The 26898-nt window shown below is 69.1% G+C and carries 21 protein-coding genes; 16 read left to right on the forward strand and 5 right to left on the reverse strand.

Annotated features, from left to right (window positions below):
• Window positions 1-244 precede the first annotated feature (244 nt).
• From E7Y32_RS16260 to E7Y32_RS05425, 3 genes are all read left to right on the forward strand, one after another.
• On the forward strand, window positions 245-385 hold the full coding sequence (locus E7Y32_RS16260) for a hypothetical protein (RefSeq protein WP_186467049.1): 141 nt from the start codon (window positions 245-247) through the stop codon (window positions 383-385).
• Between the two features lie 151 nt (window positions 386-536).
• A complete protein-coding gene (locus E7Y32_RS05420) occupies window positions 537-2006 on the forward strand; it encodes a glycosyltransferase family 87 protein (protein WP_146336230.1) in 1470 nt (489 codons plus the stop codon).
• A 5-nt stretch (window positions 2007-2011) separates the two neighbouring features.
• Window positions 2012-3451, forward strand: coding sequence for an NAD(P)/FAD-dependent oxidoreductase (locus tag E7Y32_RS05425; RefSeq protein WP_146338255.1), 1440 nt, complete (start codon window positions 2012-2014; stop codon window positions 3449-3451).
• Here E7Y32_RS05425 and E7Y32_RS05430 read toward each other — a convergent pair.
• Together E7Y32_RS05430 and E7Y32_RS05435 are read right to left on the reverse strand one after the other, a co-directional pair.
• Window positions 3448-4143: an ABC transporter ATP-binding protein gene (locus E7Y32_RS05430; RefSeq protein ID WP_146336231.1), complete on the reverse strand. Its 696-nt coding sequence runs from the start codon at window positions 4141-4143 to the stop codon at window positions 3448-3450. The two genes, E7Y32_RS05425 and E7Y32_RS05430, sit on opposite strands and share 4 nt — an antisense overlap.
• A 66-nt stretch (window positions 4144-4209) precedes the next feature.
• On the reverse strand, window positions 4210-5304 hold the full coding sequence (locus E7Y32_RS05435; RefSeq protein ID WP_146336232.1) for an ABC transporter permease: 1095 nt from the start codon (window positions 5302-5304) through the stop codon (window positions 4210-4212).
• Window positions 5305-5500: 196 nt separating this feature from the next.
• Between E7Y32_RS05435 and E7Y32_RS05440 the strand changes: the two genes are divergently transcribed.
• The 3 genes from E7Y32_RS05440 to E7Y32_RS05450 are packed head-to-tail and all read left to right on the forward strand — an operon-like array spanning window position 5501 to window position 9496.
• Window positions 5501-6814 carry a sensor histidine kinase gene (locus E7Y32_RS05440; protein WP_146336233.1) on the forward strand — a complete coding sequence of 438 codons (1314 nt, stop codon included), beginning with the start codon at window positions 5501-5503 and terminating at the stop codon, window positions 6812-6814.
• Window positions 6811-7467, forward strand: a complete 657-nt coding sequence (locus tag E7Y32_RS05445) for a response regulator transcription factor (protein ID WP_146336234.1) — start codon at window positions 6811-6813, stop codon at window positions 7465-7467. Before E7Y32_RS05440 ends, E7Y32_RS05445 begins: the two co-directional genes overlap by 4 nt.
• A gap of 52 nt (window positions 7468-7519) precedes the next feature.
• Window positions 7520-9496 carry a penicillin-binding transpeptidase domain-containing protein gene (locus E7Y32_RS05450; protein WP_146336235.1) on the forward strand — a complete coding sequence of 659 codons (1977 nt, stop codon included), beginning with the start codon at window positions 7520-7522 and terminating at the stop codon, window positions 9494-9496.
• A 115-nt stretch (window positions 9497-9611) separates the two neighbouring features.
• On the opposite strand, the gene E7Y32_RS05455 is transcribed toward E7Y32_RS05450, so the two are convergent.
• The gene (locus E7Y32_RS05455) at window positions 9612-10985 is read right to left on the reverse strand and encodes an aspartate aminotransferase family protein (RefSeq protein WP_146336236.1); all 1374 of its coding nucleotides are present in this window, start codon (window positions 10983-10985) and stop codon (window positions 9612-9614) included.
• A 28-nt stretch (window positions 10986-11013) separates the two neighbouring features.
• Complete coding sequence (locus E7Y32_RS05460) at window positions 11014-12501, reverse strand: CoA-acylating methylmalonate-semialdehyde dehydrogenase (RefSeq protein WP_146336237.1); 1488 nt, start codon at window positions 12499-12501, stop codon at window positions 11014-11016.
• 113 nt (window positions 12502-12614) lie between these two features.
• On the opposite strand from E7Y32_RS05460, the gene E7Y32_RS05465 reads away from it, so the two are divergent.
• The 7 genes from E7Y32_RS05465 to E7Y32_RS05495 all read left to right on the forward strand — a co-directional run bounded on the left by E7Y32_RS05465 (window position 12615) and on the right by E7Y32_RS05495 (window position 22686).
• Window positions 12615-14294 (forward strand): PucR family transcriptional regulator, encoded by a 1680-nt coding sequence (locus E7Y32_RS05465; protein WP_146336238.1) that lies wholly within the window; start codon window positions 12615-12617, stop codon window positions 14292-14294.
• A 35-nt stretch (window positions 14295-14329) separates the two neighbouring features.
• Window positions 14330-15247 carry a LysR family transcriptional regulator gene (locus E7Y32_RS05470; protein ID WP_146336239.1) on the forward strand — a complete coding sequence of 306 codons (918 nt, stop codon included), beginning with the start codon at window positions 14330-14332 and terminating at the stop codon, window positions 15245-15247.
• 454 nt (window positions 15248-15701) lie between these two features.
• Window positions 15702-16961 (forward strand): MFS transporter, encoded by a 1260-nt coding sequence (locus tag E7Y32_RS05475; protein ID WP_395940449.1) that lies wholly within the window; start codon window positions 15702-15704, stop codon window positions 16959-16961.
• Window positions 16962-17005: 44 nt separating this feature from the next.
• Window positions 17006-18271 carry a M20 family metallo-hydrolase gene (locus tag E7Y32_RS05480; protein ID WP_146336241.1) on the forward strand — a complete coding sequence of 422 codons (1266 nt, stop codon included), beginning with the start codon at window positions 17006-17008 and terminating at the stop codon, window positions 18269-18271.
• Window positions 18268-19704, forward strand: a complete 1437-nt coding sequence (locus E7Y32_RS05485; protein WP_146336242.1) for an amidase — start codon at window positions 18268-18270, stop codon at window positions 19702-19704. Before E7Y32_RS05480 ends, E7Y32_RS05485 begins: the two co-directional genes overlap by 4 nt.
• A gap of 81 nt (window positions 19705-19785) precedes the next feature.
• Complete coding sequence (locus tag E7Y32_RS05490; protein ID WP_146336243.1) at window positions 19786-21468, forward strand: ABC-F family ATP-binding cassette domain-containing protein; 1683 nt, start codon at window positions 19786-19788, stop codon at window positions 21466-21468.
• A gap of 30 nt (window positions 21469-21498) precedes the next feature.
• The gene (locus E7Y32_RS05495) at window positions 21499-22686 is read left to right on the forward strand and encodes an MFS transporter (protein ID WP_146336244.1); all 1188 of its coding nucleotides are present in this window, start codon (window positions 21499-21501) and stop codon (window positions 22684-22686) included.
• Here E7Y32_RS05495 and E7Y32_RS05500 read toward each other — a convergent pair.
• Window positions 22619-23335 (reverse strand): phosphatase PAP2 family protein, encoded by a 717-nt coding sequence (locus E7Y32_RS05500; protein ID WP_146336245.1) that lies wholly within the window; start codon window positions 23333-23335, stop codon window positions 22619-22621. The genes E7Y32_RS05495 and E7Y32_RS05500 overlap by 68 nt on opposite strands.
• Window positions 23336-23373: 38 nt before the next feature.
• On the opposite strand from E7Y32_RS05500, the gene E7Y32_RS05505 reads away from it, so the two are divergent.
• The 3 genes from E7Y32_RS05505 to E7Y32_RS05515 all read left to right on the forward strand — a co-directional run bounded on the left by E7Y32_RS05505 (window position 23374) and on the right by E7Y32_RS05515 (window position 26850).
• Complete coding sequence (locus E7Y32_RS05505) at window positions 23374-24876, forward strand: bifunctional phosphatase PAP2/diacylglycerol kinase family protein (RefSeq protein WP_146336246.1); 1503 nt, start codon at window positions 23374-23376, stop codon at window positions 24874-24876.
• Window positions 24877-25002: 126 nt separating this feature from the next.
• Window positions 25003-25941 (forward strand): ABC transporter ATP-binding protein, encoded by a 939-nt coding sequence (locus E7Y32_RS05510; protein ID WP_146336247.1) that lies wholly within the window; start codon window positions 25003-25005, stop codon window positions 25939-25941.
• Between the two features lie 3 nt (window positions 25942-25944).
• Window positions 25945-26850: an ABC transporter permease subunit gene (locus tag E7Y32_RS05515; protein WP_186467050.1), complete on the forward strand. Its 906-nt coding sequence runs from the start codon at window positions 25945-25947 to the stop codon at window positions 26848-26850.
• The last annotated feature ends 48 nt before the right edge of the window (window positions 26851-26898 follow it).

Raw genomic sequence — 26898 nt, forward strand, 5'->3', positions numbered from 1 at the left:
GGGGGCCATTCATTCACGGTTGTTCTTCACGGCTGCGAAACCACCTCATTAGTATCGGGCATTCCCGTGTCTAATTCAGGGTCTTTTTCATCAATTCAAGGGGCTCTAATTGTCGTGGCCAAATTCTTTTCCACTTACCCACAATGAAAGGTCCACCGTGACTCTTGCACCAAGTTCCGCCGCCCGACCCGCCGCCGTGCGGAACCAACGTCTCCACCGAAACCCCCGAAGGGAGGTGACCCCCATGCTCCGAAAACTGCACGACGTACTCGTCTTCAGCCCAAGCCCGGCACGCCGGGAGAACACCCAGTTCAACGCCCAGCTGCTGGAACAGCGGCGCGAAGATGCTTTCCTCGCCATGTACCGGCTGGGAATGCTCCGCTGATGCGCCGGCGATTCGGCCCGTCCCCGGCAGGGAAACCTGCCCGGCGAAGGAGGAACTGGTGACAGCCATGGCTACCGATCCGCAAGGAGCCCACGCGGCGACGCGTGGGCTCCCCCGTTTAACCGCCGCGCCGTCCCGGTAAGCTCGAGGCATGCAGGAGACAAAGCCGCCGGAGAACCGCAAGCGGACCCGACTGGTAGTCCCCAGCCGCAGTGACCTGCTGCTGCGGAACTTCACGGAACTCATCGGCGGCCCGCTCGGCCGGCGCACCGCTCCCGGCGTCGTCTCCCCCGGATTCTTCACCGTGGAACGTGTCCTGGTGGTGCTCACCGTCCTCGCCGCCCTGCTGGGGATCCTGCTCAAGGGCTACTGCCGCGCCAACGGGTGGGGATCCCCCGGCCAGTTCTACGCCACCTGCTATTCGGACTTCCCCGAGCTGTTCCGCAACCGCGGACTCGGCGACGGCGCCTTCCCGTTCGTCACCGCCGGCAGCTTCTTCGAGTACCCCGTGCTGATGGGATTCATCGCCGGCGCCACAGCCCTGCTGGTCCCCGGCGACGGCGTCACCGACTCCCGCGTCCTGGCCTATTTCGACGTCAACGCCACGCTGATCGCCGCCGTCTGGATTGTCACCGTGTTGGCCACCGCCCGCACCGCCCGCCGCCGGGCCTGGGACGCCGCCATGGTGGCCCTCGCCCCCGGCATTGTCCTCGCCGGCTTCATCAACTGGGACATGTGGGCCGTCGCGCTGCTGGCCCTGGGCATGTACTTCTTCGCCAAGGACAGACTGCTTCTGGCCGGCCTCTTTGTTGGCCTTGGCACCGCGACCAAGCTTTACCCGCTGTTGATCCTGGGCGCGGTGGTGCTGCTGGCCATCCGCACCGGCAGGATCCGCGCCTTCCTCGTCACCGCCGGGGCTGCCGCCGCCACCTGGCTGGCCGTGAACATCCCGGCCGCCACCAGCGACCCGGCGGGCTGGAAGTACTTCTACCAGTTCACCGAGTCACGCCCTGCCGGCTACAGCTCCCCGTGGTTCGCCTACAACCTCGTCGCCGGACGCCTCGGCTGGAAGCCGCTGGAGGCCGAAGCCATCAACGCCCTGGCCCTCGACCTCTTCCTGGTGGCCTGTGTGCTGATCGCGGTGCTTGCCCTCGCGGCGCCGCGCCGGCCGCGGCTGGCCCAGCTGGTGTTCCTGATCGTGGCCGCCTTTATCCTCACCAACAAGGTGTATTCGCCGCAGTTCGTGATCTGGCTGATCCCGCTGCTGGCCCTGGCGCGGCCCCGCTGGCGCGACTTCCTGATCTGGCAGGCCGTCGAGGGCCTGCACTGGGCCGCCATCTGGATGTACCTCGGCCAGGTCACCAGCGGGGGCGCCACCCAGCACAACATCGACATGCCCTATTACGTCCTCGCGGTCCTCGCCCACATGCTCGCCACCGGGTACCTGATGGCGCGGGTGGTCTGGGACATCATCGACCCGGGCTACGACGTCATCCGCCGGCATGGCGTGGATGATCCGCACGGCGGCCCCTTCGACCGCGCCCCGGACTGGTTCCGGCTCGATCTGGCTCGCCCGTCGGCGTCCGTGCTGCCGTGGCGGCGCGCCCGCACCGGAGCCTGATCCGGGTGCCCGACGTCGCCGTCGTTGGATCCGGGCCGAACGGGCTGGCGGCCGCGGTGACGATGGCGCGGGCCGGGCTGGCGGTGCACGTCTACGAAGCGGCCGGGTCCGCGGGCGGCGGGCTCCGTACCGCCGAGCTGATTGAACCCGGACACTTCCACGACGTGTGCTCGGCGGTGCATCCGATGGCTTTGGCCTCGCCGTTCTTCAAGGCCTTCGAACTGTCCCGGCGGGTCCGGCTGGAGGTGCCCGAGCTCTCTCACGGCGCGCCCCTCGACGGCGGCCGGGCCGCCCTCGGCTACCGCTCGCTGGAGCGGACCGTCGCCGGCCTGGAGCGCGACGGCGGAGCGTACCGGCGGCTGATGGGGCCGTTGCTGGACCGGCTGGACGGGATCACCGACGTGGCCCTCAACCAGCTGCTCCGGGTTCCTAGGGACCCGCTGGGGGCCGCGGTCTTCGGCCTGCGGACGCTCGAACAGGGCTCGGCCCTGTGGGGACTGAGGTTCCGTGGCGACCTGGCACCGGCACTGCTCAGCGGGGTGGCCGCCCACGCCGTCGCGCCGCTGCCCACGCTGCCCGCGGCGGCAGCGGGCCTGCTGCTCGGCGCCCTGGGCCACGCCGGCGGCTGGCCCATCCCGGTGGGCGGCTCAGCCGCGATCGCCGGAGCGATGGTGGCCGACATCGAGGCCCACGGCGGCGTGGTGGAGACCGGGGTGAGGATCGACTCGCTGGCGCAATTACCCCCGGCCAAGGCCACGCTGCTGGACGTCGCGCCGCCGGGGCTGCTGCGGATTGCCGGCGACCGGCTGCCTTCCCGTTACCGCCGTGCGCTCGGGCAGTTCCGCTTCGGCAACGCCGCCTGCAAGGTGGACTTCATCCTTGACGGGCCGGTGCCGTGGGCCGCCCCGGAACTCGCCGACGCCGGCACCGTCCACGCGGGCGGCACCCGGGCCGAGACGGCGGCTGCCGAACGCCTCGTGGCCGCCGGCCGGCATCCCGCGAAGCCGTATGTCCTGGCCTCCCAGCCGTCCCGCTTCGATCCCGGCCGTGCCCCCGGCGGCCGCCAGGTTCTCTGGACCTACTGCCATGTTCCCGCCGGGTCCACGGTGGACATGGGCGACGCGGTCACCGCCCAGCTGGAACGCTTCGCTCCGGGCTTCCGCGACCTCGTAGTCGGCCGCCGCGTGACAACGGCCGCGGAGCTGGCGCACTACAACGAGAACTACGTCGGCGGCGACTTCAGTGCCGGCGTAATGGACCTGCGCGGCCTGATCCGGCGGCCCGTGCTCGGTCCCGTCCCGTGGCGGACCCCCCTCCCCGGCGTGTACCTCTGCTCCTCGTCCACGCCGCCCGGTCCCGGAGTGACGGGCATGTCCGGCTTCCACGCGGCAAAACATGCCCTGAAGGACATCTTCGGCCTGTCCCTGCCGGCCCTGGCGCCCTAGCGGGCATCCGCGAGGACCCCGGCCGACAGGCGGCCGTCGCGCATGGTCGCCACCGCGTCGGTGAAGGACAGCAGCCCGGTGTCGTGGGTGACCATCAGGGTTCCGACGCCGAACTCGTCCGTGACCTCGCGCAGGAGCCGGACAATCTCCTCGCTCCGGCCGTGGTCCAGTGCCGCCGTGGGCTCGTCCACCAGCAGCACCGCCGGGCTGGCCATCAGCGCCCGCGCGATGTTCACCCGCTGCCGCTGCCCGCCGGAGAGTTGGTGCGGCCGCTTGTCGAGGACCGACGCCAGCCCGACGCGTCCGAGCAGGCCCGCGGCCTTTCGCCTCGCATCCCCGAGCGGTTCGGCCCGCAGGTGGGCGGCGACCAGAAGCTGTTCCACCGCGGTGAGGGACGGCAACAGGTTTGGCTGCTGGAAGATGATGCCGATGCTCTCCCGGCGCAGGGCGGTCCTGCCGGCGTCCGTGAGTGAACCGGCGTCCTGGCCGGCCACCGTAACGGATCCGGCCGTGGGCCGCACCAGCGTGGCGGCCACGGCCAGCAGCGAGGACTTTCCGGAGCCTGACGGGCCGACCAGGGAGACGAATTCCCCCCGTCGGAGGTCCAGGCTGACGTCGTCGAGGGCGCGCAGGGTCCCCTCGCCGTCGGGATATTCGAGGGTGACGTGGCTCAGGTGCAGGACGGTTTCCATAAATATGCCTTTCGAAGAATGTTTTTCCTGGCGGCGGCCGGCGGGCGCCGGCAGCCGGGAGGTTGGTCAGTTGCCGCCGAGGGCCAGGAGCGGGTCGATCCGGGTGATGCCGCGGACCGCCAGCGCCGCGCCGGCGAGGCCCAGGACCACAATTCCGGCGACGGGGAGCACCGTGGTCTGCACGGTGGTGAGGAACGGCGCCGCCTGGGCGGCCAAGAGGCCGCCGACCACGCCGGCTGCGCCGCCGGTGGCGGCCCCGGCGACGAGGACGACCGCCGCCTGCACCATGGCGTCCTTGAGCACGTACGTCGTGGAGCCGCCGAGTGCTTTGAGGACGGCGATGTCCCGGGTGCGCTGCACCGTCCACACCGTCAGGAACGCCACGATCACCAGCGCGGAGATGCCATAGAGGAAGGCCTGCATGAGCATCAGCGAGCCGTTCTCGCTGCGGTAGGAGCCAAGCGCCTGGAAGGATCCCTCCCGGCTGGCACTGACCGTCCCGGCAGCCTGGTTGGCCGCGGCGACATCCGGGCCGGCGGCGTCGAAACTGGCCGCGATCACCGTGGCGATGGCCTCCCCGCCGGCCAGGTGGGCCAGCTGCCGCCAGTCCGCCAGGGTGGTCCAGACGACGCCGGTGTGCGAATACCACTGGTCCTCGACCACGGCGGAGACAGCCAGTTCGGTGCCGCCCACCGAGACCCGGCTGCCGACGGCGAGGTCGAGTTCCTTGGCGAGTCCGGCCCCGATGACCACGGTGCCGGCGCCAACCGGGGCGGGGGCGAGGCGGCCGCCGGCGTCGACGCCGAAAACGGCCACGTTGGCGGTGCCGGCCGGGTCCCCGCCGGCGCCGAGGCCCTGCAGCCGGCTTTGGCTGATGCCCAGGGCTTCGGCCCGGCTGACGCCGTCGCGGGCGGACCAGGCGGCCAACTGGGCGCCGGTGACCTCGGATTCCGTGTAGGAGGCCTTGGGGCTGCTGCCGGCCGGTGCCCCGAAGATGAGGTGATCGGCCGGAAGGTCTGCGATGGCGGACGTGGACTGGTTGCCGAGCCCGGCGGTGAGCCCGGAGAGCATCACGAGCAGAAGGGTGATGAGGGCAACGACGCCGCCCATCAGGGCGAAGCGGCCCTTGGCGAAGCGGATGTCGCGGATGGCGAGAAACATGGGTGTCCTTTGTGGTGGTTACTGGCTTTCTTCTACTCTGGCGCGGCATGGCCTGCCTGCCATCGGGGGTCCGGATGGTCCGCGGCGGCCCTCCGGTTGATCCGCCGGTCAACCAATTGGGTGATTGTGGCCGGGCAGCGCCGGATTCCCCCGCCGTTCTCCGGCTTGCAGCCAATCCCGGCGCTAGGCTGAAATCATGGAGGTCAAAAGCGGCGAAGCGGAGCGAGACGCCAGCGGCGCCGCCGTGATCCTGCGGATCCTTCGGGTCAGCCTGCACGTGGGGTTTGCCGTGCTGCTGCTCGTCGCGCTGGTCCGGCTGCTGTCCAGCGGCATCAACGGCACGGCGTGGCTGCACGTGGGCCTGGCCCTGAGCCTTGCCGGTATCCATCTCGCCGGCACTGTGCTGGAGAAGCGCCACTCCGCCCGGCCGGGCCGCTTTAACCCCCGGCCGCTGTCCGCCTGGTGGCTGGGAGCGGTCTGTCTGCTTTGGCTGCTGCTCATCTGGGGCAGCCCTGACTTCGTCTGGCTGGCCTTCCCGCTCTTCTTCCTGCAGCTGCACGTGCTGCGCCGGGGTCCGGCGCTGGCCGCCATTGCGGCCAGCACCGCGCTGGTGGTCGCCGCCCTGTGGTTCCACAACGGCGGCCTGGCCGGGAACCCGCTGCAGCTGCCCATGGTGCTCGGGCCGGTCTTCGGCGCGGCCTTTGCCGTGGTCACCGGGCTGGCCTACCGGGCGCTGTACCTCGAGGCGGAGAACCAACGGCGGGCCGCCGAGGAACTCCGCCGCACCCGCGCCGAACTGGCCCGCAGCCAGCACAACGCCGGGACCCTGGCCGAGCGGACCCGGCTGGGCCGCGAAATCCACGACACCCTGGCCCAGGGCTTTTCCAGCATTGTGCTGATGGGACGATCCGCCGAGCAGGCGCTGGAAGCCGGCGACACCGCGGTGGCCCGCGACCGGCTCCGGACCGTCCAGGACACCGCCGCCGCCAACCTGGCCGAGGCCCGCAATTTCGTCCGCGGCCTGCAGTCCCCCGACCTGGAACAAAGCTCGCTGGTGGACAGCCTGCGCCGGCTGTGCGCCCAGACCGAAACGGAGGCGGCGGCCCGCGGCACGGCACTGCGCTGCCGCCTCGAGGTCGACGGAACCCCGGCGGAGCTCCCCTACCCCTACCGGACCACCCTGCTGCGGGCCGCCCAGTCCAGCCTCGCCAATGTGTGGACGCACGCGAACGCTGGCACCGCCGTCGTCACCCTGTCCTTCCTCGGCTCGGAGGTGGCCATGGACATCTTCGACGACGGCGCCGGCTTTGACCCCTCCGCGGTGCCGGAGAGGACCGACGGATCAGGCTACGGGCTGGCATCGCTGCGGGACCGGGTGGCGGCGCTGGCCGGCACCATCGATGTTGAATCCGCCCCGGGTGAGGGGACCGTGGTGGCCATCCGGCTGCCGCTCGAGGGGGGACCATCACCGGCGGAGCCGGCCGGCGCCCCCGCGAAGGGGGAACAGTGAAAGAAATCCGCGTCCTGCTCGTCGACGACCACCCCGTGGTCCGGGCCGGCCTGCGGGCCATGCTCACCGGGTTCGAGGGCATCGCCGTCGCCGATGAGGCGGGCGACGGCGCCGCCGCCCTGGCGGCGCTGGGGCGGCTGAACACCCTGGGCGAGCCGGTGGACGTTGTGCTTATGGACCTGCAGATGGGCGCCGGCATGGACGGGGTCGCGGCGACGGGCAGGATCAAGGCCGGCGAGGCCGGGACGCCGGCGCCGCCCGTGCTGATTCTCACGACGTTCGACTCCGACGCGGACATCCTCGCCGCGGTGGAGGCGGGCGCCAGCGGCTACATGCTCAAGGATGCGCCGCCGGAACAGATCCGCGAGGCGGTGCTGGCCGCCGCCGCCGGCCGGACGGCCCTGGCCCCTGAAGTCGCTGCCCGGCTGCTGGGCCGGATCCGAAACCCCGAGCCGGCCCTGTCCCCCCGCGAGATCCAGCTGCTGGAGCTGCTCGCCACCGGCCTGGGGAACCGTGCGATCGCCCGGCAGCTGTTCATTTCCGAGGCTACGGTCAAGACGCACCTGGTGCACATCTACGGGAAACTCGGCGTGGACAACCGCACGGCCGCCATCGCCGCGGCGACGCAGCGGCGGATCATCCGGCGGGGTTAGGGGCTGCTCCATGACACCGGGAAAGTCCCCGGCACAGGGCATAATGTCGCGAATGGGGAAAATTCAGAAGCTTTCACTGGGCCTGGTGGGCCTCCTTCTTGGCGCCTCGCTGGTGGCCTGCGACGACGGCCGGACCGGCGCGCAGGACGCTGCGAGGACGCTCGCGTCCGCGGTCGCCGCGCTCGACGTCGGCGCTGTCCCGTTTGACGGCAAAGACTCGGGGGCGGCGAACGAGCAGCTCCGCGCAGCCTTCAAGGGGCTGGATCCGCTCAAACCCGCGGTCCGGAGCGGCGAACTCAAGCTGGACTCCGGCACCGCGACCGTGCCTCTGGACTACAGCTGGAAGGTCGGCGCCGCCGAGTGGAAGTACACGGTGACCGCCCAGCTGAAGAAGTCGGGCGACAAATGGCTGACCGTGTGGAGCCCGGGGCTGCTGGTGCCGGGACTGGCCGACACGGAAGTCCTCGGCACCGCCAGCGAAGCTCCGCAGCGGGCCGACATCCTGGGCGCCGCCGACGCCAAGCTCGTCACCTACCGGCCTGTGGTCCACGTGGGCATCGACAAGCCCCGGCTGGGCTCGGCCGACCCCGCCGCCGCCGCGGCCGAACTCGCCCAGCTGGTGGGCGCCGATCCTGCCGCCTACACCCAGCAGGTCCAGGCCGCGGGCGCCGAGGCGTTTGTCACCGCCATCACCCTGCGCCAGGACGGCCGGACCGTCACGGACGAGCAGATCGCCGCGGTGCCCGGCGCGCGGGCGATCGCCGATTCGCTGCCGCTCGCTCCGTCCCGCACCTTCGCCCGCGCGTTGCTGGGCAGCGTGGCCGAGGCCAGCGCCGAACAGATCGAGAAGTCCGGCGGCGCGCTCAAGGCCGGGGACAGCACCGGAACCGGCGGGCTGCAGCAGCAGTACGACGCCCAGCTGCGCGGGACCGATGGCATCCAGGTCTTCGCCCAGACGGCAGGGCTCACCGCGGAACAACGCCAGGCGCAGCCCAACGGCGGCCGCCGCATCCTCTTCCAGGAACCGATGAAGGCCGGAACCCCGCTGAAGACCACCCTGGACCCGAAGCTTCAGCAGCTGGCCGAGGACATCCTGGCCAAGGTGGGCCCGGCGTCGGCCATTGTGGCGCTCAGGCCCTCCAGCGGGGCGGTGCTGGCGGCCGCGTCGGGTCCGGGCAGCAACGGCTACGACACGGCCATGCTCGGCCAGTACGCCCCCGGATCCATCTTCAAGATCGTCGATTCCCTGGCCATGTTCCGCACCGGAATGACGCCGGACAGCAAGGTTGACTGCCCCGCGACCCTCACCGTGGACGGCCGGGCGTTCAAGAACGCCGAGGGCTACCCGGCGACCTCGCTGGGCTCCGTCGCCCTGCGGGACGCCTTCGCGCACTCCTGCAACACCGCCTTCATCAACGCCCGCGAACAAATCAGCCAGGCGCAGCTGGAATCCGCGGCCACGTCCCTGGGCGTCGCCGTGGAGGCGCCGTCGCTGGGCGCCGCGGCGTTCCTGGGCTCCGTCCCCAGTGAGGCGGCCGGCACCGAGCACGCCGCCTCGATGATCGGCCAGGGCAAGGTGCTGATGTCCCCGCTCGCCGCGGCCATCATGGCGGGCTCCGTGGCCAAGGGCGGCCCGGTCGCTCCCGTGCTGGTCATGAACCCGAACGCCGCCCCCGCGGGAAGCCCGGCACCGTCGGCCGGCGCCACCGCTGAGCCGTCGACGTCGGCCCCCGCCCCCGCAAAATCCGCCGGCCCCCCGGTGACCGCCGCCGAGGCCGCTTCCCTTGCGGACATGATGCGCGCCGTGGTGACCTCTGGCCACGCGGGCTTCCTGGCCTCGGTGCCCGGCGCGCCCGTGGGCGCCAAGACCGGTACCGCGGAATTCGGCAAGGACAACCCGCCCAAGACCCATGCGTGGATCGTGGCCGTGCACGGGGATTTGGCGGTGGCCGTGTTCGTGGAGGACGGCGGCCTCGGCGCCACGACGTCGGGTCCGCTGCTCAAGGAATTCCTCACCGCCGCCGGCTGAGGCACGAGTCCGCCTCCGGTTGAGGTGCCCCCGCAGCCGCCGCCGAAAATGGCGGACGCTCCTTCCCCCGATGTGAAGGAGCGCCCGCCATTCCAGTGCGATGGTGCCGGGGGTATTAGGCAGTGAAACTGTCCGCAATGTCCAGTACGTCATCCAGAATGGAGAGTCCGGCCCGGGTGTCTTCCACCAGGGTGTTGCAGGGCGGAACCACATGGATGCGGTTGAAGTTGGCGAAAGGCAGGAGGCCGCGGGCCTTGCACGCCGCCACGAGCTGGTTCATTTCCGGGCTTGAGCCGCCATAGGCAGCCATCGGCTCGCGGGTCTCACGGTTCTTGACCAGCTCGATGGCCCAGAAGACCCCTGTGCCGCGGACCTCGCCGACGGACGGATGGTTCTCCGCGAAGCCGTTCAGGGCCGGTCCGATCACGGTCTCTCCGAGCATGGCCGCATGCTGCACGGTCCGCTCGTCCTCCATCGCGTTGATGGTGGCCACCGCGGCCGCGGTCGCGAGCGGGTGGCCCGAGTAGGTCAGGCCACCCGGGTAGACTCGCTTGCCGAATGTGGCCGCGATTTGGGGGCTGATGGCGACGCCGCCCAGCGGAACGTAGCCGGAATTCACGCCCTTGGCGAAAGTGAGCAGGTCCGGGACGACGTCGAAGTGCTCGACGGCGAACCATTTGCCGGTCCTGCCGAAGCCGGACATGACTTCGTCCGCGATCAGGACGATGCCGTGTCTGGTGCAGAGGTCCCGTACGCCCTGGAGGTAGCCGGGCGGCGGCAGATAGATTCCGGCGGTCCCCGGAATCGATTCGAGGATCAGCGCCGCGATAGTGGACGGTCCCTCGAAACTGACCAATTGCTCCAAATGTTCCAGGGCGCGCTGGCTCTCTTCTTCCTGCGTAGTGGAATGGAACGCGGTGCGGTAGAGGTAGGGCGGGAAGAAGTGGATGGTCCCGGTGCTGGCGTTGTCACTGGCCCAGCGGCGCGGATCCCCTGTCAGATTCACGGCGAGCTGGGTGCCGCCGTGATAGGAGCGGTAGGCCGAAAGGACTTTGTGGCGGCCCGTGTGGAGTCGCGCCATACGGACGGCGTGCTCATTGGCGTCCGCGCCTCCGTTGGTGAAAAAGACCTTGTCCAGCTCACCGGGGGTCCGTTCCGCGATCAGACGGGCCGCCTCGGAGCGGGCGTCATTAACGTAGCTCGGGGCGATGGTGCAGAGTTTGGCTGCTTGCGCTGCGACGGCGGCCACCACTGCGGGGTGCTGGTGGCCGATATTCGTGTTGACCAGCTGGGATGAGAAGTCCAGATACTTGTTGCCCTCACCGTCCCATACATGGGATCCCTCGGCCGCGGTGATCACCATAGGGTCCAGGAGGTCCTGGGCTGACCATGAGTGGAAGACGTGCTTGCGGTCCAGCTCGTACGCCCGGCGGGCGCCTTCGGCTTCGTGCTGGACCGGCAGAACGCCGCTTTCAATTGTGGAAGTCATGTCGAGTGCCTTTCTGGTGAAGTGCTGGTCAGGCGTTCTGCGGGAAACCGAGGTTGATGCCGCCGTGGCTGGGATCCAGCCAGCGGGAGGTCACAGCCTTGCCCCGGGTAAAGAACCCGACGCCCTCGGTGCCGTGGGCGTGGGTATCGCCGAACAGCGAGTTCTTCCAGCCGCCGAAGGAGTAGTAGGCCATGGGGACCGGAACAGGGACGTTGATGCCGACCATGCCCACCTCCACCTCGTTCTCGAAGCGGCGGGCCGCGCCGCCGTCGTTCGTGAAGATGGCAGTGCCGTTGCCATAGGGGTTGGCATTGATCAGCTCCAGCGCCTGCTCGTAGCTGTCCACACGAACCACAGACAGGACCGGGCCGAAGATTTCGTCCTGGTAGATGGACATGTCCGGGGTGACGTTGTCAAAGAGGGTGGGGCCGACGAAGAAGCCGTCCCCTTCGGCGTCGGCTGCGACGTTGCGCCCGTCGACCACCAGCGTGGCGCCGGAGGCCTCCCCGGCGTCTACGTAGCCTGCGACCTTGTCGCGGTGGACTGCCGTGACGAGCGGGCCCATGTCGCAGCCGCGGAGGCCGTCTCCGGTGCGAAGCGACCGCGTACGTTCCGCGATTTTCGCCACGAGCTCGTCGGCGATGCCACCCACCGCGAGGAGCGCCGAGATGGCCATGCACCGTTCGCCGGCGGAACCGAACCCGGCGTTCACCGCCGCGTCGGCGGCGAGGTCGAGGTCGGCGTCGGGCAGGACAATCATGTGGTTCTTGGCGCCGCCGAGGGCCTGGACGCGCTTCCCGTTCGCCGTAGCGGTCTGGTAGACGTATTTGGCGATCGGCGTAGATCCGACGAAGGACACGGCCTTAATCTCGGGGTGGCTGAGCAGGGCATCGACGGCCACTTTGTCGCCGTGCAAGACGTTGAAGACGCCGTCGGGCAGCCCGGCTTCCTTCCAGAGTTCGGCCATCCAGTTGATGGCCGTGGGGTCCTTTTCGCTGGGCTTGATGACGACGGTGTTGCCGGCGGCGATGGCAAGCGGGAAGAACCACATGGGCACCATGGCCGGAAAGTTGAACGGGCTGATGATGGCGACCGGTCCCAGTGCCTGCCGGATTGAGTGGACATCCACGCTGGTGGAGGCGTTCTCCGTGTAGCTGCCCTTGAGCAGGTGGGGGATGCCGCAGGCGAATTCCACGACTTCCTGCCCCCGGGTCACTTCCCCAAGGGCGTCATCAAGGATTTTGCCGTGCTCGGACGTGATGATGGCGGCGAGCTCGCCCTTGCGGGCATTGAGCAGTTCGCGGAACGCGAAGAGGATCTGGGTGCGGCGGGCGATGGAGGTGTCCCGCCAGGCGGGGAATGCGGCCCTAGCCGCTGCGACGGCGGCGTTGCTCTCTTCCTGGCTGGCCAGCGAAACCTGGCCAGTGACCTTGCCCGTCGCCGGGTTAGTGACAGGGGCTGTCCGGCTGCCGGCCGGAACGTAGCTGCCGTTGATCCAGTGCTCGATGATGTTCAAGTAGTTCTCCTCATGCGCGGTGGCGTGGTTGTTGCGTCCAGTGTGTCCGGCGCGGAGACACACCGTAAGGGCCGGTGTGTAAAGAGATTGATGATGTGTTTTACACTTTGTAAATGTTGCCCACCGTCCGCTCGATTCTCGGCCTTCCTGTGCTGCGCGAGGCAGGTCCCCGCCTCCTCGGCGGCGAAGGGGCGCTGGATCATCCCGTCCGCTGGGTCCATGTGAGCGAAGTACTCGATATTTCCGGGCTGCTGTCCGGGGGGGAGCTTGTGCTCACCACGGGCCTCGAACTGGAGAAGGCGCCAGGTCTCACGGAATCGTTCATCCGCTCGCTGGAGGACGCCGGGGCAGCAGGCCTGATTGTGGAAATCACCGGAAACCGGACGCGCAGCCTGGAAGCACTGTGCCTGGCCGCGGTCGGCACGGCGCTCCCCGTGATTGTGGTGGAGCGGCGGGTGCGCTTCGTGCAGATTACCGAGATCGTGCACCGGATGATTGTCGCCGAGCAGCTGGAGCGGGTGGAACTGGCCCGGGACGTCCACGAGGCGTTCACGGTGCTGAGCCTGGAAAGCGCAGGAACGGAGCAGGTCGTGGAACAGGCGGCCGCTATGATCGGTGCACCGGTAGTCTTGGAGGACCTCTCGCATCTAGTCCTCGCGTATTCGGCCGCCAAGCTGCTTACGGTCGAGCTCCTCGACGACTGGGAGCGCCGGTCGCGCACCACCCCGTCCGCTCCGGAGACATCACGGAGTGGCGCCGAGGCCTGGCTGCAGACGCCGGTGGGCGTGCGCGGGCAACTCTGGGGCCGGCTCGTGGTTCCGGTGCCGCTCGACGACGACCAGGCGGCGGCCATGGTCCTGGAGCGCGCCGCGCAGGCGCTGGCCATCAATCGGCTGGCCGAGCGGGACCGCCGCGAGCTGAGCCACCAGGCGCAGGCCGGGCTCCTCAATGCCCTGCGGCAACCGCGCGGGCTGGGCGAGGGCGAAGCGCAGACCCGGGCCGCCGCACTGGGTCTCAGGCGCGCGCCCTATTACGTGCCGGTCGTGTTCCGGAGCCGCGGAGCATCTTCCGCCGCCCCGCCCGACGACCCGGCTTCCGGCCGAGATCCACTCGCCGGTCAGCAGGAGGAGCGCGCACTGCTGGAGCAGCTCGCCCGGGCACTGAAGTCTGTCTCCGGCACCGCGCTGACCGCGAGTATCCGTTCAGGCTCAGTCGGAATGATCCTGGCGATTCCAGCGAAACAACTCGAAGACCCGATGCTCCACCGCCTGGCCGAGGCCCTCGCCGGGGACACCCCGCCGTCCGGCACGTCCCTCGACGGAGCCCTGCCGGCCGGGCCCACGGACGTGGAGTGGAGCGTCGGCGTCGGCCGCCTGCGGGGTTCTTTGCTGGAGGCGGCGGCAGGCATCGATGAAGCCTCACACGTCGCCGAAACGGCGGCGACCCTGCCGGGCGACCGCAAGCCGTTCTACCGGGCGACTGACGTCCGCCTGCGGGGGCTGCTGGCTTTGCTGCGCAAGGATCCCCGCGTGCAACAATTCGTCGAGTCCGAGCTGGAGGGCATACTCCATGCCGAGGCCCGCGGCGCGGAAGGCTACCTCGAGCTCCTCGGTCAGTACCTGGAGTCCGGTGGCAACAAAGCCGCCCTCGCCCGCAGGGGCTTCCTCAGCCGGCCGACGCTCTACGCCCGGCTGGGCAAGCTTGAGGAGCTCCTCGCCGTCGACCTCGACGATGCCGAATCTCGGACCTCGCTGCACGTCGCCCTCCTCCTGCACCGGCTGCGAACCCTGTGACGGTGCGGATCCACGCAGAATGCGAGCATTGACCCATGGCAAAGCCCTTTACCCTGACCCAGCTTCGATATTTCGCTATGGTGGCAGAGCTCGAAAACATGACGGCCGCGGCCGATCGGCTGCTGGTGACCCAGTCCACGCTGTCCACGGCGATGGCCCAGCTCGAGGCCAGCCTGGCGACGCAGCTGTTTGTTCGCCTGCGGACGCGCGGCCTGAGGCTGACGCCCTCGGGCAGGCAGCTGGTCCAGGACATCAAGGTGTTGCTGGAACACGCCGATTCCCTGTACGAATCGGCCCGGGGGCTGGCGACGAGCCTGGTCGGCGAACTCAAAGTCGGGGTTTTTGCGCCGCTGGCGCCGTTCAGGCTCCCGGCTATTCTGCAGACTTTCGAAGGCCAGCATCCGGGAGTCGAGGTCTCCTTCCTTGAGGCCGACCTGGCCAGCCTGCAGTCCGCACTGCTCGAGGGGCAGTGCGATGTGGCGTTGATGTATGGCCTCGGCTTGGGCCGGGGATTCACCCGCACGGTGCTGGAGCGGGTGCCGCCCCATGTGCTGGTCCACGCCGAGCATCCCGCGGCTGTCCGCTCCGAGCGGAGCATCGCCCTGAAGGAGCTCGACGGCGAACCGTCCGTGGTGCTGGACCTGCCGCACAGCCGGGAATACTACGAGCAGCTTTACGCCATCGCCGGGGTGACACCCAATGTCCGGCACCGGTTCGCAGGCTATGAAACGGTGCGGTCATTCGTGGCGAAGGGCCACGGGTACGCGATGCTCAACCAGAGGCTCCACAGCGACCTGACCTACTCCGGGGGAAGGGTCGTGGCGCTCACCCTGACCGATGATTTGCCCCCGATCGAAGTGATGCTGGTCCGTCCGGAGGGGGTCACGCCCACCCGCAGGGCCCTGGCCTTCGAGGAGACGTGCATCCGATTGTACGGAGCCGCGCGGCACTAGGCCCGTGCAGCTGGCCACTGGGCAGCGGAGTTGGCATCGGCAAAATCGATTGGGCTGCCCAAAACTATCAATTGGACAGATGTGAAGCGGATCACACACAGTTGCTGCAGTGCGGGGATGACGGAGACTCTCCGAAGAGAAAATCCCCGCAGCGACGGCCCCCGGCCGAATTCGTCAGCACGAAAGCCATGTTGATCAAAGGAGATTCAATGGTTCCGATTCACGCCCCACGTGTCCGAAGCATGTCCATGCTGGGGCATGCCGGCAATACGGCGGCAACAATGTCAGATTTCATTTCCCGTGGCCGTAACACGCCACAGGACTCCGGAAACACGGCGACTCTAGCGTGGCAGTCATGACAATCAACGACATCACGGACCAGTCTCCCGTCTCCGGGACCCCCACAACGACCGAGCGCCAGGGGACCGCCCCCGGAATCCCGCCCATCACCAAAATGCAGAAGAGGGTTCTGGCCGGAGGCAGCATTGGCCAGTTCATCGAGTTCTACGACTTCACGCTCTACGGACTAACCGCCGTCATCTTCTCGCAGCTCTTCTTCCCGGGCAGCAACCCCGTCGCGGCCATGCTGGCAACCTTCGCCACGTTCGGCGTCGCGTTCGTGGTCCGCCCCATCGGGGGGTTGTTCTTCGGAGCCCTGGGCGACCGAATCGGCCGGCGCCGGGTCCTGACCATCACGCTCATCGCCATCGGCGGGGCAACCGCACTCATGGGGCTGCTCCCGACGTACGGCCAGATCGGCGCCTGGGCACCTGTCCTGCTGGTCCTCTGCCGTCTGATCCAAGGCTTCTCCGCCGGCGGGGAATCCGTGGGGGCACCGTCTTTTGTCTTCGAGCACGCCCCCGTAAAGAGCCGAGGGTTCTGGCTCAATATCACCATCGCCGCCACCGCGCTACCCTCCGTCTTTGCCGGTTCGATGATCCTCATCCTCAGCCAGTCGATGCCGAACGAAGCCTTCATGGCGTGGGGCTGGCGCCTGCCGTTCCTGCTGGCACTGCCACTGGCACTCTTCGGCGTCTGGATCCGCAGCCGTACCGTGGAGAGCGACGCGTTCAACGAGGCAAAAGCTGCCCAGACCAAGGAATTCAGCCCGGTCCGGGAGGCCTTCCGTGAAAACAGGCTCCGCATGGTCCAGGTCATCTTTGTTATGGGTCTGACGGCGATGGGCTTCTACTTCCTCTCGGCGTACTTTGTGTCCTACGTCCAGACCACCGGTCACCTGAGCCGCGAGCAATCGCTCCTGGCCAATGCCGCGGCCCTGGCCCTCTACGCCGTCCTGCTTCCCGTCGGCGGCCGGCTCAGTGACCGCTTTGGCCGCAAACCGATGCTTCTTGCAGGTTCGGCCGCGCTGGCCTTGTTCTCGGTCCCGAGCTTCATGCTCGTGACGAGCGGCAGCCTGCCCCTCGCGCTGCTGGGTCAGGCGCTCTTCGTCGTCGCGCTCTGCATCTATGGCGGCGGTTGCTATACCTTCTTCGTTGAAATCTTCACGACGCGCACACGCTTCACGTCTGCGGCGATCAGCTACAACGGGGCCTACGCACTCTTTGGGGGCACAGCGCCATTCATCGGTACCGCCCTCGTCGGCGGCACCGGTGTGCCCCACGCCCCCGGCTTCTACATGGCGGCCGCCGCCCTCGTCGTCCTCCTCCTGGTGCTGTTCACCAAGGTTCCCGAGACGCGCGGGCGTATGGGCTAAACCCCCTCCTGCTTCCCGCCACCGCTACACACAAAGGATTTCCCATGAACTCAGCAGCTTTCCTCCAAGATTTCCACCACGTGGCCACCATCGGTGCCACCTCCAACAACGGTGTCGACCGCCAGGCGGCCACGGCAGAGGACGCGCAGACACGCGACTGGTTCGCCGGTTGGGTGCGCGACGCCGGATGGGAACTCCGGGTGGACGGAATCGGCAACATGTTCGGGCTGCTGGAGTGGACACCGGGGGCGCCGTACGTGCTCATCGGTTCGCATCTCGACAGCCAGCCGCTCGGCGGACGCTTCGACGGAGCATATGGTGTCGTCGCCGCCATGCATGCCGCCCGGCGGCTCGACGCCGAGATCGCCGACGGCGGCGCGGCGCCTCGGTTCAATCTGGCTGTCGTGAACTGGTTCAACGAGGAAGGCGGCCGCTTCGCCCCGAGCATCATGGGCAGCTCGGTCTTCGCCGGACTGCTGCCGAGGGAACGGATGCTGGACGTTGCCGACCTGCAGGGCATCACCGTCCGCGAGGCCCTGGACGGTATCGGGTATCTCGGCACATCCGAGGGGCCCGAAGTCGCCAGCTACGCGGAGATCCACATCGAGCAGGGCCGGATCCTTGAGCGCGAGGGCATCACGATCGGCCTGGTCGACAGCAGCTGGTACACCCAGAAACTCGACATCGAGGTGCTGGGCGAACAGTCGCACACGGGAGCGACGGCCATGGCCGACCGGCACGACGCTCTGGTCGCGGCGTCGAAGATCATCCTGATGGTCCACGACGTCACGCAGGATTTCGCCGACGAGGCCCTCGTCTCGTCTGTGGGACAGCTGACCCTTGAACCCAATTCTCCTATTGTGGTGGCGCGCCGGGTGCATCTCGTGGCGGACCTCCGCTCGGGCGACCCCGACATCGTCAAGGCCGCCCGGGCCAAGCTCATCGCGGACATCGACGTGCTCGCCCGCGCGCACGACATCAAGGTCAACGTCAAGGACTTCGACATCCGCCCCATCCGCCGCTTCCCCGAAGCGGGCCTGGAACTCGCGGACAAGGTGGCCGCCGATCTAGGCCTCTCCTCGCGGCGTATCCAGACCATGGCCGGCCACGATTCTGTCGCCATGAACACCCTGGCGCCGTCCGTGATGCTCTTTATCCCCAGCGTGGACGGCGTATCGCACTGCGAACGGGAATTCACCACCGACGCCGACATGGTGACCGGAGTGGACATGCTCACCGGAGTCGCCCGCCAGCTCATCGGCGGCGCCCTCGCCGAAGCCGTTTCCCGGCCGGCGGCGGGCGTCGCATGACCGACCTGCACTATCTTGATGCCACCACGGCACTACGGCTCTTCCGGACCAGGGAGTTGTCCCCCGTGGAACTGCTGGAAGCCGTCGCAGCCAGGACGGAGGCCGTGAATGCAGGCATAAATGCCCTGACGGAAACCCTGTTCGAGGAAGCCCTCCCTGCCGCCCGCCAGGCAGCAGCCGGCTATGCCCGCGGCCGGAACCTGACACCGCTGCTCGGGCTGCCGGTAGCCGCCAAGGAGAAACACGGGCTGAAGGGGCGCACCCTCTCGCAAGGGCTCCTCGCCCGCAAGGCAGAGTGTGCGGCGGCCGACCATCCCGTCATCGACCGAATCCGGCGCGCCGGCGGAATCATTCATGCGCGCACCACGACGCCGGAATACAGCTGCGCCACGGTCACCCACAGCCCGTTGTGGGGTGTCACCCGTAACCCCTGGAATCCGCAGTACTCTCCCGGGGGATCCTCGGGCGGCTCCGGCGCGGCGCTGGCCGCCGGCCTCGCCCCGCTCGCCACGGCCTCCGACATCGCCGGCTCAACCAGGCTCCCGGCGGCCTTCACAGGGACTGTCGGCTACAAGGCGCCGTACGGCCGGATCCCCGGGCTGGCGCCGCTCTCCGCGGACCACTACCGCGGTGACGGCCCGATGGCACGGACCGTCGCGGATGCGGCGCTCCTGGCCAACGTGATGGCCGGCCGGCACCCCGGGGACCACACGTCGCTCGACGGCGGCCTGGCACTTTCCATCCCCGCCGGCGGCGCCGCCTCGGTGGACGGACTGCGGATCGCGCTGTGCATCCGGCTGGGGAACTACCCGGTGGCAGCGGACGTGGAGGCCAACACGCGTGCCGTGGCGTCCGCGCTCAGCGACGCGGGCGCCGTGGTGGAGGAGATCGAACTGCCCTGGACAACCGAGGACATCAGCAGGACGATATTCACGCATTTCGGCTACCTACTAGGTCCGGCGATGGAAGACGAGACCGCGGATTCACCCGACCTGCTAGCCGCCTACACCCGGCGCTTCATGGCCGACGCGCGCAAGGCGGCCGGGGAGAACCGCTTCATCGACGGGACCCGGGCGGAAACCCGCCTCCAAGCCGAGCTTGGCGCGGCGATGGCAGGCTTCGATGCCCTGATCTGCCCGGTCTCCGCCGTCTCTGCCCTAGACGCAGATGGGATGTACCTTGATGGGATCGACGCAGAGGGCGGCGTGCGACTCAACCACTACTGGCAGGGCCACATGACGGCACCGTTCAACATAGCCAACCGCTGCCCCGTCCTGGCGGTGCCGAGCGGAATGGCCGACTGCGGCATCCCCACAGGGGTCCAGATCGTGGGCCATCCGTTCGATGACGCGATGGTCTTCGCTGTTGGTGCCGCCGTAGAAGCCGTTCGACCATGGGCAGCACGTCGGCCGGATCTCCTGGTGATGAGCTAGCCACCGACCCCCGCCGCCGGCTGAGGCACGCGTCCGCCTCCGGTTGAGGTGCCCCCGCAGCCGCCGTGGGAGGATTGCTGTGTGGCTCATATTGACGTTTCCGGCATCGACTACTTCCTCTCCGACGGCACCCAACTGCTCAACGGGGTGACGTTCAAGGTCCCGGACGGCACCAAAACGGCGCTGATCGGGCCCAACGGGACGGGCAAAACCACGCTCTTCCGGATCATCGCCGGGGACCTCGTCCCGGACGAAGGCGTGATCGGCCGCTCCGGGAACATGGGCATCATGCGCCAATTCGTCGGCCAGGTCCGCGACGACTCCACCGTGCGCGACCTGCTGGTCTCCGCGGCGCCGCCCGCGCTGGCGGCCGCCGCGCGCGCTGTCGACGAGGCGGAACTGGCCATGGTGGAGCACGAAGACGAACCCACCCAGATGGCCTACGCTCAGGCAATCGTGGACTGGGGCGACGCCGGCGGGTACGACGTCGAAACCGTCTGGGACGAGGTCTGCATGGCCGCGCTCGGCCTACCCTTCGACCGCGCCCAGCACCGGCCGGCGTCGAGCCTCTCCGGCGGTGAGCAGAAGCGGCTGGTGCTCGAGGCGCTGTTCGCCGGCCCGGACGAACTGCTGCTCCTGGACGAGCCGGACAACTACCTCGACGTCCCCGGCAAGCGCTGGCTCGAGGCGAAACTCAACGAGTCCAAGAAGACCGTGTTCTTCATCAGCCACGACCGCGAGCTGCTGAACAACGCCGCGGGCCGCATCGTGACGCTGGAACCGGGCATCAACGGCGCCGGCGCGTGGATCCACGGCGGCGGCTTCGGTTCCTACGTGGACGCCCGCGCGGACCGCAACGCCCGCTTCGAGGAGCTCCGCAAGCGCTGGGACGAGGAGCACGTGAAGCTCAAGGAACTCGTCAACATGTACAAAAACAAGGCCGCGTTCCGCTCCGACATGGCCAACCGGTACCACGCCGCGCAGACCCGGCTGGCGAAATTCCTCGAAGCCGGGCCGCCGGAGGCGTTGCCGATCGAGCAGAACGTCACCATGCGGCTCAAGGGCGGCCGCACCGCCAAGCGCGCCATCGTGGCGGAGAAGCTGGAGCTCACCGGGCTGATGAAGCCCTTCTCCACCGAAGTGTGGTTCGGCGACCGCGTGGGTGTGCTCGGCTCCAACGGTTCCGGCAAGAGCCACTTCCTGCGCCTGCTCGCGACTGGCGGCACGGACCCGGAACGCGAGCACCTGCCGGTGTCCGACGTCGAAATCGCCGAGGTCCCGCACGAGGGCACGGTGAAACTTGGCGCCCGGATCCGGCCCGGCTTCTTCGCCCAGACGCACGTCCGGCCCGACCTGCTGGGCAAGACCCTGCTGGAGATCCTGCACCGCGGCGACGAACACCGCTCCGGGCTCGGCCGCGAGGCGGCCGCCGGAGCCCTGGACGGCTACGGCCTGGCCTCCCAGTCGGAGCAGAAGTACGAATCCCTCTCCGGCGGCCAGCAGGCCCGGTTCCAGATCCTGCTGCTGCAGCTCTCCGGCGCCACCCTGCTGCTGCTCGACGAGCCAACGGACAACCTGGACCTGCACTCGGCCGAGGCGCTGGAGCGGGCCATCGACCACTTCGAGGGAACGGTCCTGGCCGTCACCCACGACCGCTGGTTCGCCCGCACCTTCGACCGCTTCCTGGTCTTTGGCTCCGACGGCAATGTCTACGAATCCGCCGAGCCGGTCTGGGACGAGAAGCGCGTCGAGCGCGCCCGCTGAGACGGCAGACCCAGTGGAAGCAGTGATCGTATGACAGGCACCACGACCGCCGCCTCGCTGAAGGCCGCCGCCGCGGCGACCTTCCTGGTCTTTGGCATCAACGGACTGGTCTTCGCCAGCTGGGCCGCCCGGATCCCCGCGGTGACCGAGATCCTACAGATCAGTTCGGGACAGATGGGCACCCTGCTGCTGTGCGTCGCGGTGGGCTCGCTGATCGCCCTGCCGACGGCCGGCGCGGTGGTGGGCCGGATCGGCACCGCCAACACGGTCCGCGCGGCCGGCATCCTGGCAGCGGCCGCGGGCGTCGGCATCGCGCTGTCCCTCAACGCCGGTTCCATTGCCGGAACCGCGGTGTCACTCTTCTTCTTTGGCATTGGCATCGGCCTCTGGGACGTCTCGCAGAACATTGAAGGCGCCGACGTCGAACACCGGCTGGGCCGGACCATCATGCCTCAGTTCCACGCCGCGTTCAGCGGCGGCGCCTTTGTGGGCGCACTGGTAGGCGCGGGGCTCTCCACGCTGGGCGTGGGGCTCGCGGCGCACCTGCTGGTCATCGCCGTCATTGTGGCCGCCGCCGCGTTGATGGCGCCGCGCTACTTCCTGCCACACGTTCCGGCGGCGGTTCCGGCCGAGGGCGCCGCCAAGCCTCCCCGCGCCGTGTCGGCCTGGCGCGACGGCCGGACGCTGCTGATCGGCGCCGTCGTCCTCGGAGCCACCCTGACCGAGGGTGCCGGCAACGACTGGATCGCCAAGGCCGCCGTGGACGGCCTGGGCGCCGAACAGTCCGCCGGCGCCCTGCTGTTCGCGGTCTTTGTGCTGGCGATGACGGCCATGCGCTTCTTCGGCGGACGGGCGATCGACGTGTACGGCCGGGTGGCGGTGCTGCGGGCCAGCATGGCCGCCGCAGCCGCCGGACTGGGACTCTTTGTCCTGGCCGGCAACCTCTGGCTGGCCACCGCCGGCGCGGCGTTGTGGGGCGTCGGCGCCGCCCTCGCGTTCCCGATGGGGATGTCCGCCGCCGCCGACGACCCGAAGCACGCCGCGGCCCGGGTGTCGGTGGTCTCCACGATCGGGTATGTCGCGTTCCTGGCGGGTCCGCCGCTGCTGGGCTACCTCGGCGACCTGACCGGAATCCGGCTGGCGCTGCTCGCTATCGGGGCGCCGATTCTGGGGGCGCTGCTGCTCGCCGGCGCCGCGAGGCCCTTGCGCGCCAGCTGAGCAGCCGGCGGGCGTCGGTGTTCTCACTGACGCAGCTCCCCTGCCAGCCGAGCCAGAGCAGCAGCACCAGCGGCACCGCGAGGCACAGGGCGCCGACCGTGTCCGTCAGCCAGTGCGCCGACAGGTACGTCCTGCTGATCATCATGGCCACGGTTCCCGCCCCGGCGGCCAGCCAGACCCAGGCCTTCGCCATCAGCAGGGCCAGCACCAGGACAAACGCCGCGGTGGTGGCCACGTGCCCCGAGGGGAAGGAGCCGGTGTCGGTCAGGACCACCGTGTTGGGCGGCCGTTCGCGCTGCAGGGCGGCTTTGAGCAACTGTGTCGCCACAAGCACGGCCACCCCGGCCGCAGCGCTGAAGACGGCGGCCCGCGGACGCCGCCGGGCCAGGAGGGCCACCACCAGCAGCCCATGCAGCACCAGCACGCCGCGGTAACCGGCGATATTCAGGAACGCGTTGATGCCGTCCCAGAACGGGCTGCGCAGGCCCGTGATGAACCCGGCCCAGGCGTGGTCGAGGCCCAGGAACGGGGGCCTGGCGACGTCGGCGAGCAGCATCCCGCCCAGCACCGCCGCGACGGTCAGCATCGCGGTACTGGCCGCGAGAAGGCGGCCCGTGGGAACACGCCGGGGATCCAGCACTCGGGTCATCGCCTCATCCTAGCGGCGCTCCGCAGTAGGCTGGGGAAATGCGAAGCATGCTGAGAAAAGCGCCGGGCCGGTTCGAAAAGCTGGACCGGAAGCTGGTCCGGGCCGTGTCCGGCCTGCCCGGCGGGGGCCACGACGATTTTTTCCGGCGCCTCTCCGCCGCCGCCAACAACGGCAAGCTCTGGTTCGGGATCGCCGCCGTCATGGCACTCTTTCCCGGCAGGACCCGGCGGGCGGCCCTGCACGGCGTCCTGGCCCAGGGTGTGGCCTCCGCCGTGACCAACCTGGTGTTCAAGACCCTGCTGCCGCGGGCCCGCCCGCTGCCCGAACACCTGCCGGTCTTCCGCTTCGTCCACCCGCAGCCGACGAGTTCCTCGATGCCCTCCGGGCACTCCGCCTCGGCCGCGGCCTTCGCCCTTGGCGTGGGGCTGGTCCGGCCCGCGCTGGGCGCCGCCGTGGCGCCGGTCGCGGCCGGGGTGGCGTACTCCCGCGTCCACACCGGGGCGCACTGGCCCTCCGATGTCTTCTTCGGCTCCGCGATCGGGGCCGGAGCGGCGCTCGTGACGCGGAAGTGGTGGCCGGTGCGGCCACCGTTCCCCGCGGTCCAGCGCACTCCCGTGCCTGCCCCCGCGCTGCCCGACGGCGAGGGGCTCGGCATCGCCGTCAACACCTTGGGCGGTTCTTACGCCGAGGAAACAGTGGACGCCCTGCAAGAAGTATTCCCAAAGGCGTATATAAAGGAGATCGGTCCGGACGAGGACGTCGCGGACGAGATCGAGGCGGTGGCGACCCGGCCCGGCGTCGTTGCCCTCGGTGTGTGGGGCGGAGACGGGACGGTGGGCACCGCGGCCGCGGCCGCCGTCGAACACTCCATCCCGCTCCTGGTGCTGCCCGGCGGCACTTTGAACCACTTTGCCCGCGACGCCGGCACACCCACCCTGCAGATCGCCGTCGACGCCGCCAGCAACGGTGAGGCGGCGCGGGCCGACATCGGCCACGTTGCGGTGGAACGGGGGCTGCCCGAGAACCCCGAGAAACTCGAGATCACCATGCTGAACACCGCCAGCATCGGCCTCTACCCCAACCTCGTGCGGCGGCGGGAGCAGCTCCAGCCGGCCTTGGGGAAACCGCTGGCCGGCGTTGTCGCCATGTTCCGGACCTTCGCCGCAGGCACCCCCACCACCCTGGTGGTGGACGGCGTGCGGCACAAGCTCTGGATCCTCTACGTAGGCCGCGGCCGTTACTACCCGCGCGACCATGCGCCGCTCGTCCGCCCGGTGCTCGACGACGGTGTGCTGGACCTGCGCATGATCACCGCGGACGAGTCGTTCGCCCGCCTGCGCCTGCTGTGGGCCGTGCTGACCGGCACGGTGGCGACTTCGCGGATCACCCACCTGCGCGAAGCCAGCCGGATCCGGGTGGAACCGGCCGACTCGACCATGGTGCTGGCCGTGGACGGCGAGGTTATGCCGGCGGTCCGGGCCGTGGAGTTCTCGGTCAAGCACGGCGGGCTGGTCTACTACACCCCGCAGGCGGACGGCTGACCGCGGCCCGTCCCTTGGGGCCGACCCTGATTCGCCCCTGAATCATCCCTGAAAACGGCGAATTCGCGGCCCGGCCTCGGTAGCGTGGTGCGTACACAACCACACGCTACGTAAAGGAACGCTTCCATGATCGAAGCACGAGGCCTGACGAAGGTGTACGGCGAAAAAACCGCCGTCGCCGGCGTCAATTTCACCGTCGAAGCCGGCCGGGTCACCGGCTTCCTGGGACCCAACGGCGCCGGCAAGTCCACCACCATGCGCATGATCATGGGGCTGGACCGGCCGACGTCGGGCTCCGTCACGGTCAACGGGGTGCCCTTCAGCCGCCACCGCGCGCCGCTGCGGGACGTCGGGGCGCTGCTGGACGCCAAGGCGGTCCACACCAGCCGCTCAGCGTACAACCACCTGCTGGCCATGGCCGCCACACACAGCATTCCGAAAAAACGGGTACACGAGGTCATCGAAATGACCGGGCTGGCCGAGGTGGCCAGGAAAAAAGTCGGCGGCTTCTCGCTCGGCATGGGCCAGCGGCTGGGGATTGCCGCGGCTTTGCTCGGCGACCCGCAGACCGTCATCCTCGACGAGCCGGTCAACGGCCTTGACCCGGAAGGTGTGGTCTGGGTCCGCAACCTGGTCAAATACCTGGCCTCCGAAGGCCGCACCGTGTTCCTCTCCAGCCACTTGATGAGCGAAATGGCCGTCACCGCGGACCACCTGATTGTGATCGGCCGCGGCAGGATCATCGCGGACGCACCGATCCAGGAGATCGTCAACGGCACGGGCCAAAACCGCACCCGGGTCCGCACCGACCAGCCGGAGCAGCTGGTGCGCCTCCTGGCCGGAACCGGCGTCTCCGTGGAGGCCCAGGACAACGAACTCCTGGAGGTCAAGGGACTGGAGCCGCGCCGCATCGCCCGGACCGCGCTCGACAACCACGTCATGATCTACGAACTCACCCCGCTCCAGGCCAGCCTCGAGGAGGCCTACATGGAGCTGACCAAGGATGAGGTCGAATACCACTCGCTGATCACCACGGGCGCCAGCGCCCAGGCCGGAGGCCACTAAGCCATGAGCTCGACCACACTCGAACCCACCCCGTCCCGCCGCGGGGCGCACTCCGGCGCAGCCAACAACCAGGCCGGCAACCGGGCCGGCGAGGGCCTGAGCACCGGCCCCGGCCCTAGCTTCGCCCGGGTGCTCAACTCCGAATTCATCAAATTCCGCACCCTCCTGTCCACCCTGATCCTGCTGGGCGCCACCATCGCCGTCATTGTGGGGGTCGGCGCCCTTGCCGCCTGGGGAATCGGCCAGGCCCTGCAGGCCTCCGGCACCGATCCGCGGCGCTCCGCCGCACTGGCTGCCCAGGGCGACATCGCCGCCGCGGCGCCCAGCGCGGGCATCTCCTTTGCCCAACTGATCCTCGGCTCGCTGGCCGTGCTGATCATCAGTTCCGAGTTCACCACCGGAATGGCCCGGTCCACGTTTATGGCCGTGCCGAAACGGATCCCGGCCTTCATTGCCAAACTCCTCGTCGTCACCGTTGCCGCGTTCCTTGTCACCGCACTCTCGCTCTACCTCGCCGGCCTCGTGGCGGTACCGATCTTCGACCAGTATGGCCACACCCTCGACGTCTCCAGCGGCCACTACTACCGGACCCTGCTGATCAGCAGCGCGTACGTGGCCGCCGTCGCCGCGATTGGGCTGGCCCTGGGCGCCTTGCTGCGCAACTCGGCCGGCGGCATCATGAGCCTTGTCGGCATCTTCTTTGTGCTCCCGATCGCGCTGCAGATCATCCAAGGCGACTTCGTCAAGGAACTGCGCAAGTTCATCCCCGACAACACGCTGGCCCCGATGACCGCCGCCGAGCACCTACCGGACACCCTTGAAGCCTGGCAGGCGGCCCTGGTGCTGGGCGCCTGGGTGCTCATCCCGGTGCTGCTGGCCGGATACCTGCTCAAGAAGCGGGACGTCTAGTCGGGCCAGCCCGGTCGGGGCAGGCCGCGGCCTGCCCCGACCCCAAAC

Source organism: Arthrobacter sp. UKPF54-2 (assembly GCF_007858535.1).
In the GTDB taxonomy this organism is placed as follows: domain Bacteria; phylum Actinomycetota; class Actinomycetes; order Actinomycetales; family Micrococcaceae; genus Arthrobacter.

What these genes read in the sequence shown, in the direction of transcription:
- E7Y32_RS16260 (WP_186467049.1), top strand. Translation starts at nt 245, where the DNA reads ATGCTCCGAAAACTGCACGACGTACTCGTCTTCAGCCCAAGCCCGGCA.
- E7Y32_RS05420 (WP_146336230.1), top strand. Translation starts at nt 537, where the DNA reads ATGCAGGAGACAAAGCCGCCGGAGAACCGCAAGCGGACCCGACTGGTA.
- E7Y32_RS05430 (WP_146336231.1), bottom strand. Translation starts at nt 4,143, where the DNA reads ATGGAAACCGTCCTGCACCTGAGCCACGTCACCCTCGAATATCCCGAC.
- E7Y32_RS05435 (WP_146336232.1), bottom strand. Translation starts at nt 5,304, where the DNA reads ATGTTTCTCGCCATCCGCGACATCCGCTTCGCCAAGGGCCGCTTCGCC.
- E7Y32_RS05440 (WP_146336233.1), top strand. Translation starts at nt 5,501, where the DNA reads ATGGAGGTCAAAAGCGGCGAAGCGGAGCGAGACGCCAGCGGCGCCGCC.
- E7Y32_RS05450 (WP_146336235.1), top strand. Translation starts at nt 7,520, where the DNA reads ATGGGGAAAATTCAGAAGCTTTCACTGGGCCTGGTGGGCCTCCTTCTT.
- E7Y32_RS05455 (WP_146336236.1), bottom strand. Translation starts at nt 10,985, where the DNA reads ATGACTTCCACAATTGAAAGCGGCGTTCTGCCGGTCCAGCACGAAGCC.
- E7Y32_RS05465 (WP_146336238.1), top strand. Translation starts at nt 12,615, where the DNA reads ATGTTGCCCACCGTCCGCTCGATTCTCGGCCTTCCTGTGCTGCGCGAG.
- E7Y32_RS05470 (WP_146336239.1), top strand. Translation starts at nt 14,330, where the DNA reads ATGGCAAAGCCCTTTACCCTGACCCAGCTTCGATATTTCGCTATGGTG.
- E7Y32_RS05475 (WP_395940449.1), top strand. Translation starts at nt 15,702, where the DNA reads ATGCAGAAGAGGGTTCTGGCCGGAGGCAGCATTGGCCAGTTCATCGAG.
- E7Y32_RS05480 (WP_146336241.1), top strand. Translation starts at nt 17,006, where the DNA reads ATGAACTCAGCAGCTTTCCTCCAAGATTTCCACCACGTGGCCACCATC.
- E7Y32_RS05485 (WP_146336242.1), top strand. Translation starts at nt 18,268, where the DNA reads ATGACCGACCTGCACTATCTTGATGCCACCACGGCACTACGGCTCTTC.
- E7Y32_RS05495 (WP_146336244.1), top strand. Translation starts at nt 21,499, where the DNA reads ATGACAGGCACCACGACCGCCGCCTCGCTGAAGGCCGCCGCCGCGGCG.
- E7Y32_RS05500 (WP_146336245.1), bottom strand. Translation starts at nt 23,335, where the DNA reads ATGACCCGAGTGCTGGATCCCCGGCGTGTTCCCACGGGCCGCCTTCTC.
- E7Y32_RS05505 (WP_146336246.1), top strand. Translation starts at nt 23,374, where the DNA reads ATGCGAAGCATGCTGAGAAAAGCGCCGGGCCGGTTCGAAAAGCTGGAC.
- E7Y32_RS05510 (WP_146336247.1), top strand. Translation starts at nt 25,003, where the DNA reads ATGATCGAAGCACGAGGCCTGACGAAGGTGTACGGCGAAAAAACCGCC.
- E7Y32_RS05515 (WP_186467050.1), top strand. Translation starts at nt 25,945, where the DNA reads ATGAGCTCGACCACACTCGAACCCACCCCGTCCCGCCGCGGGGCGCAC.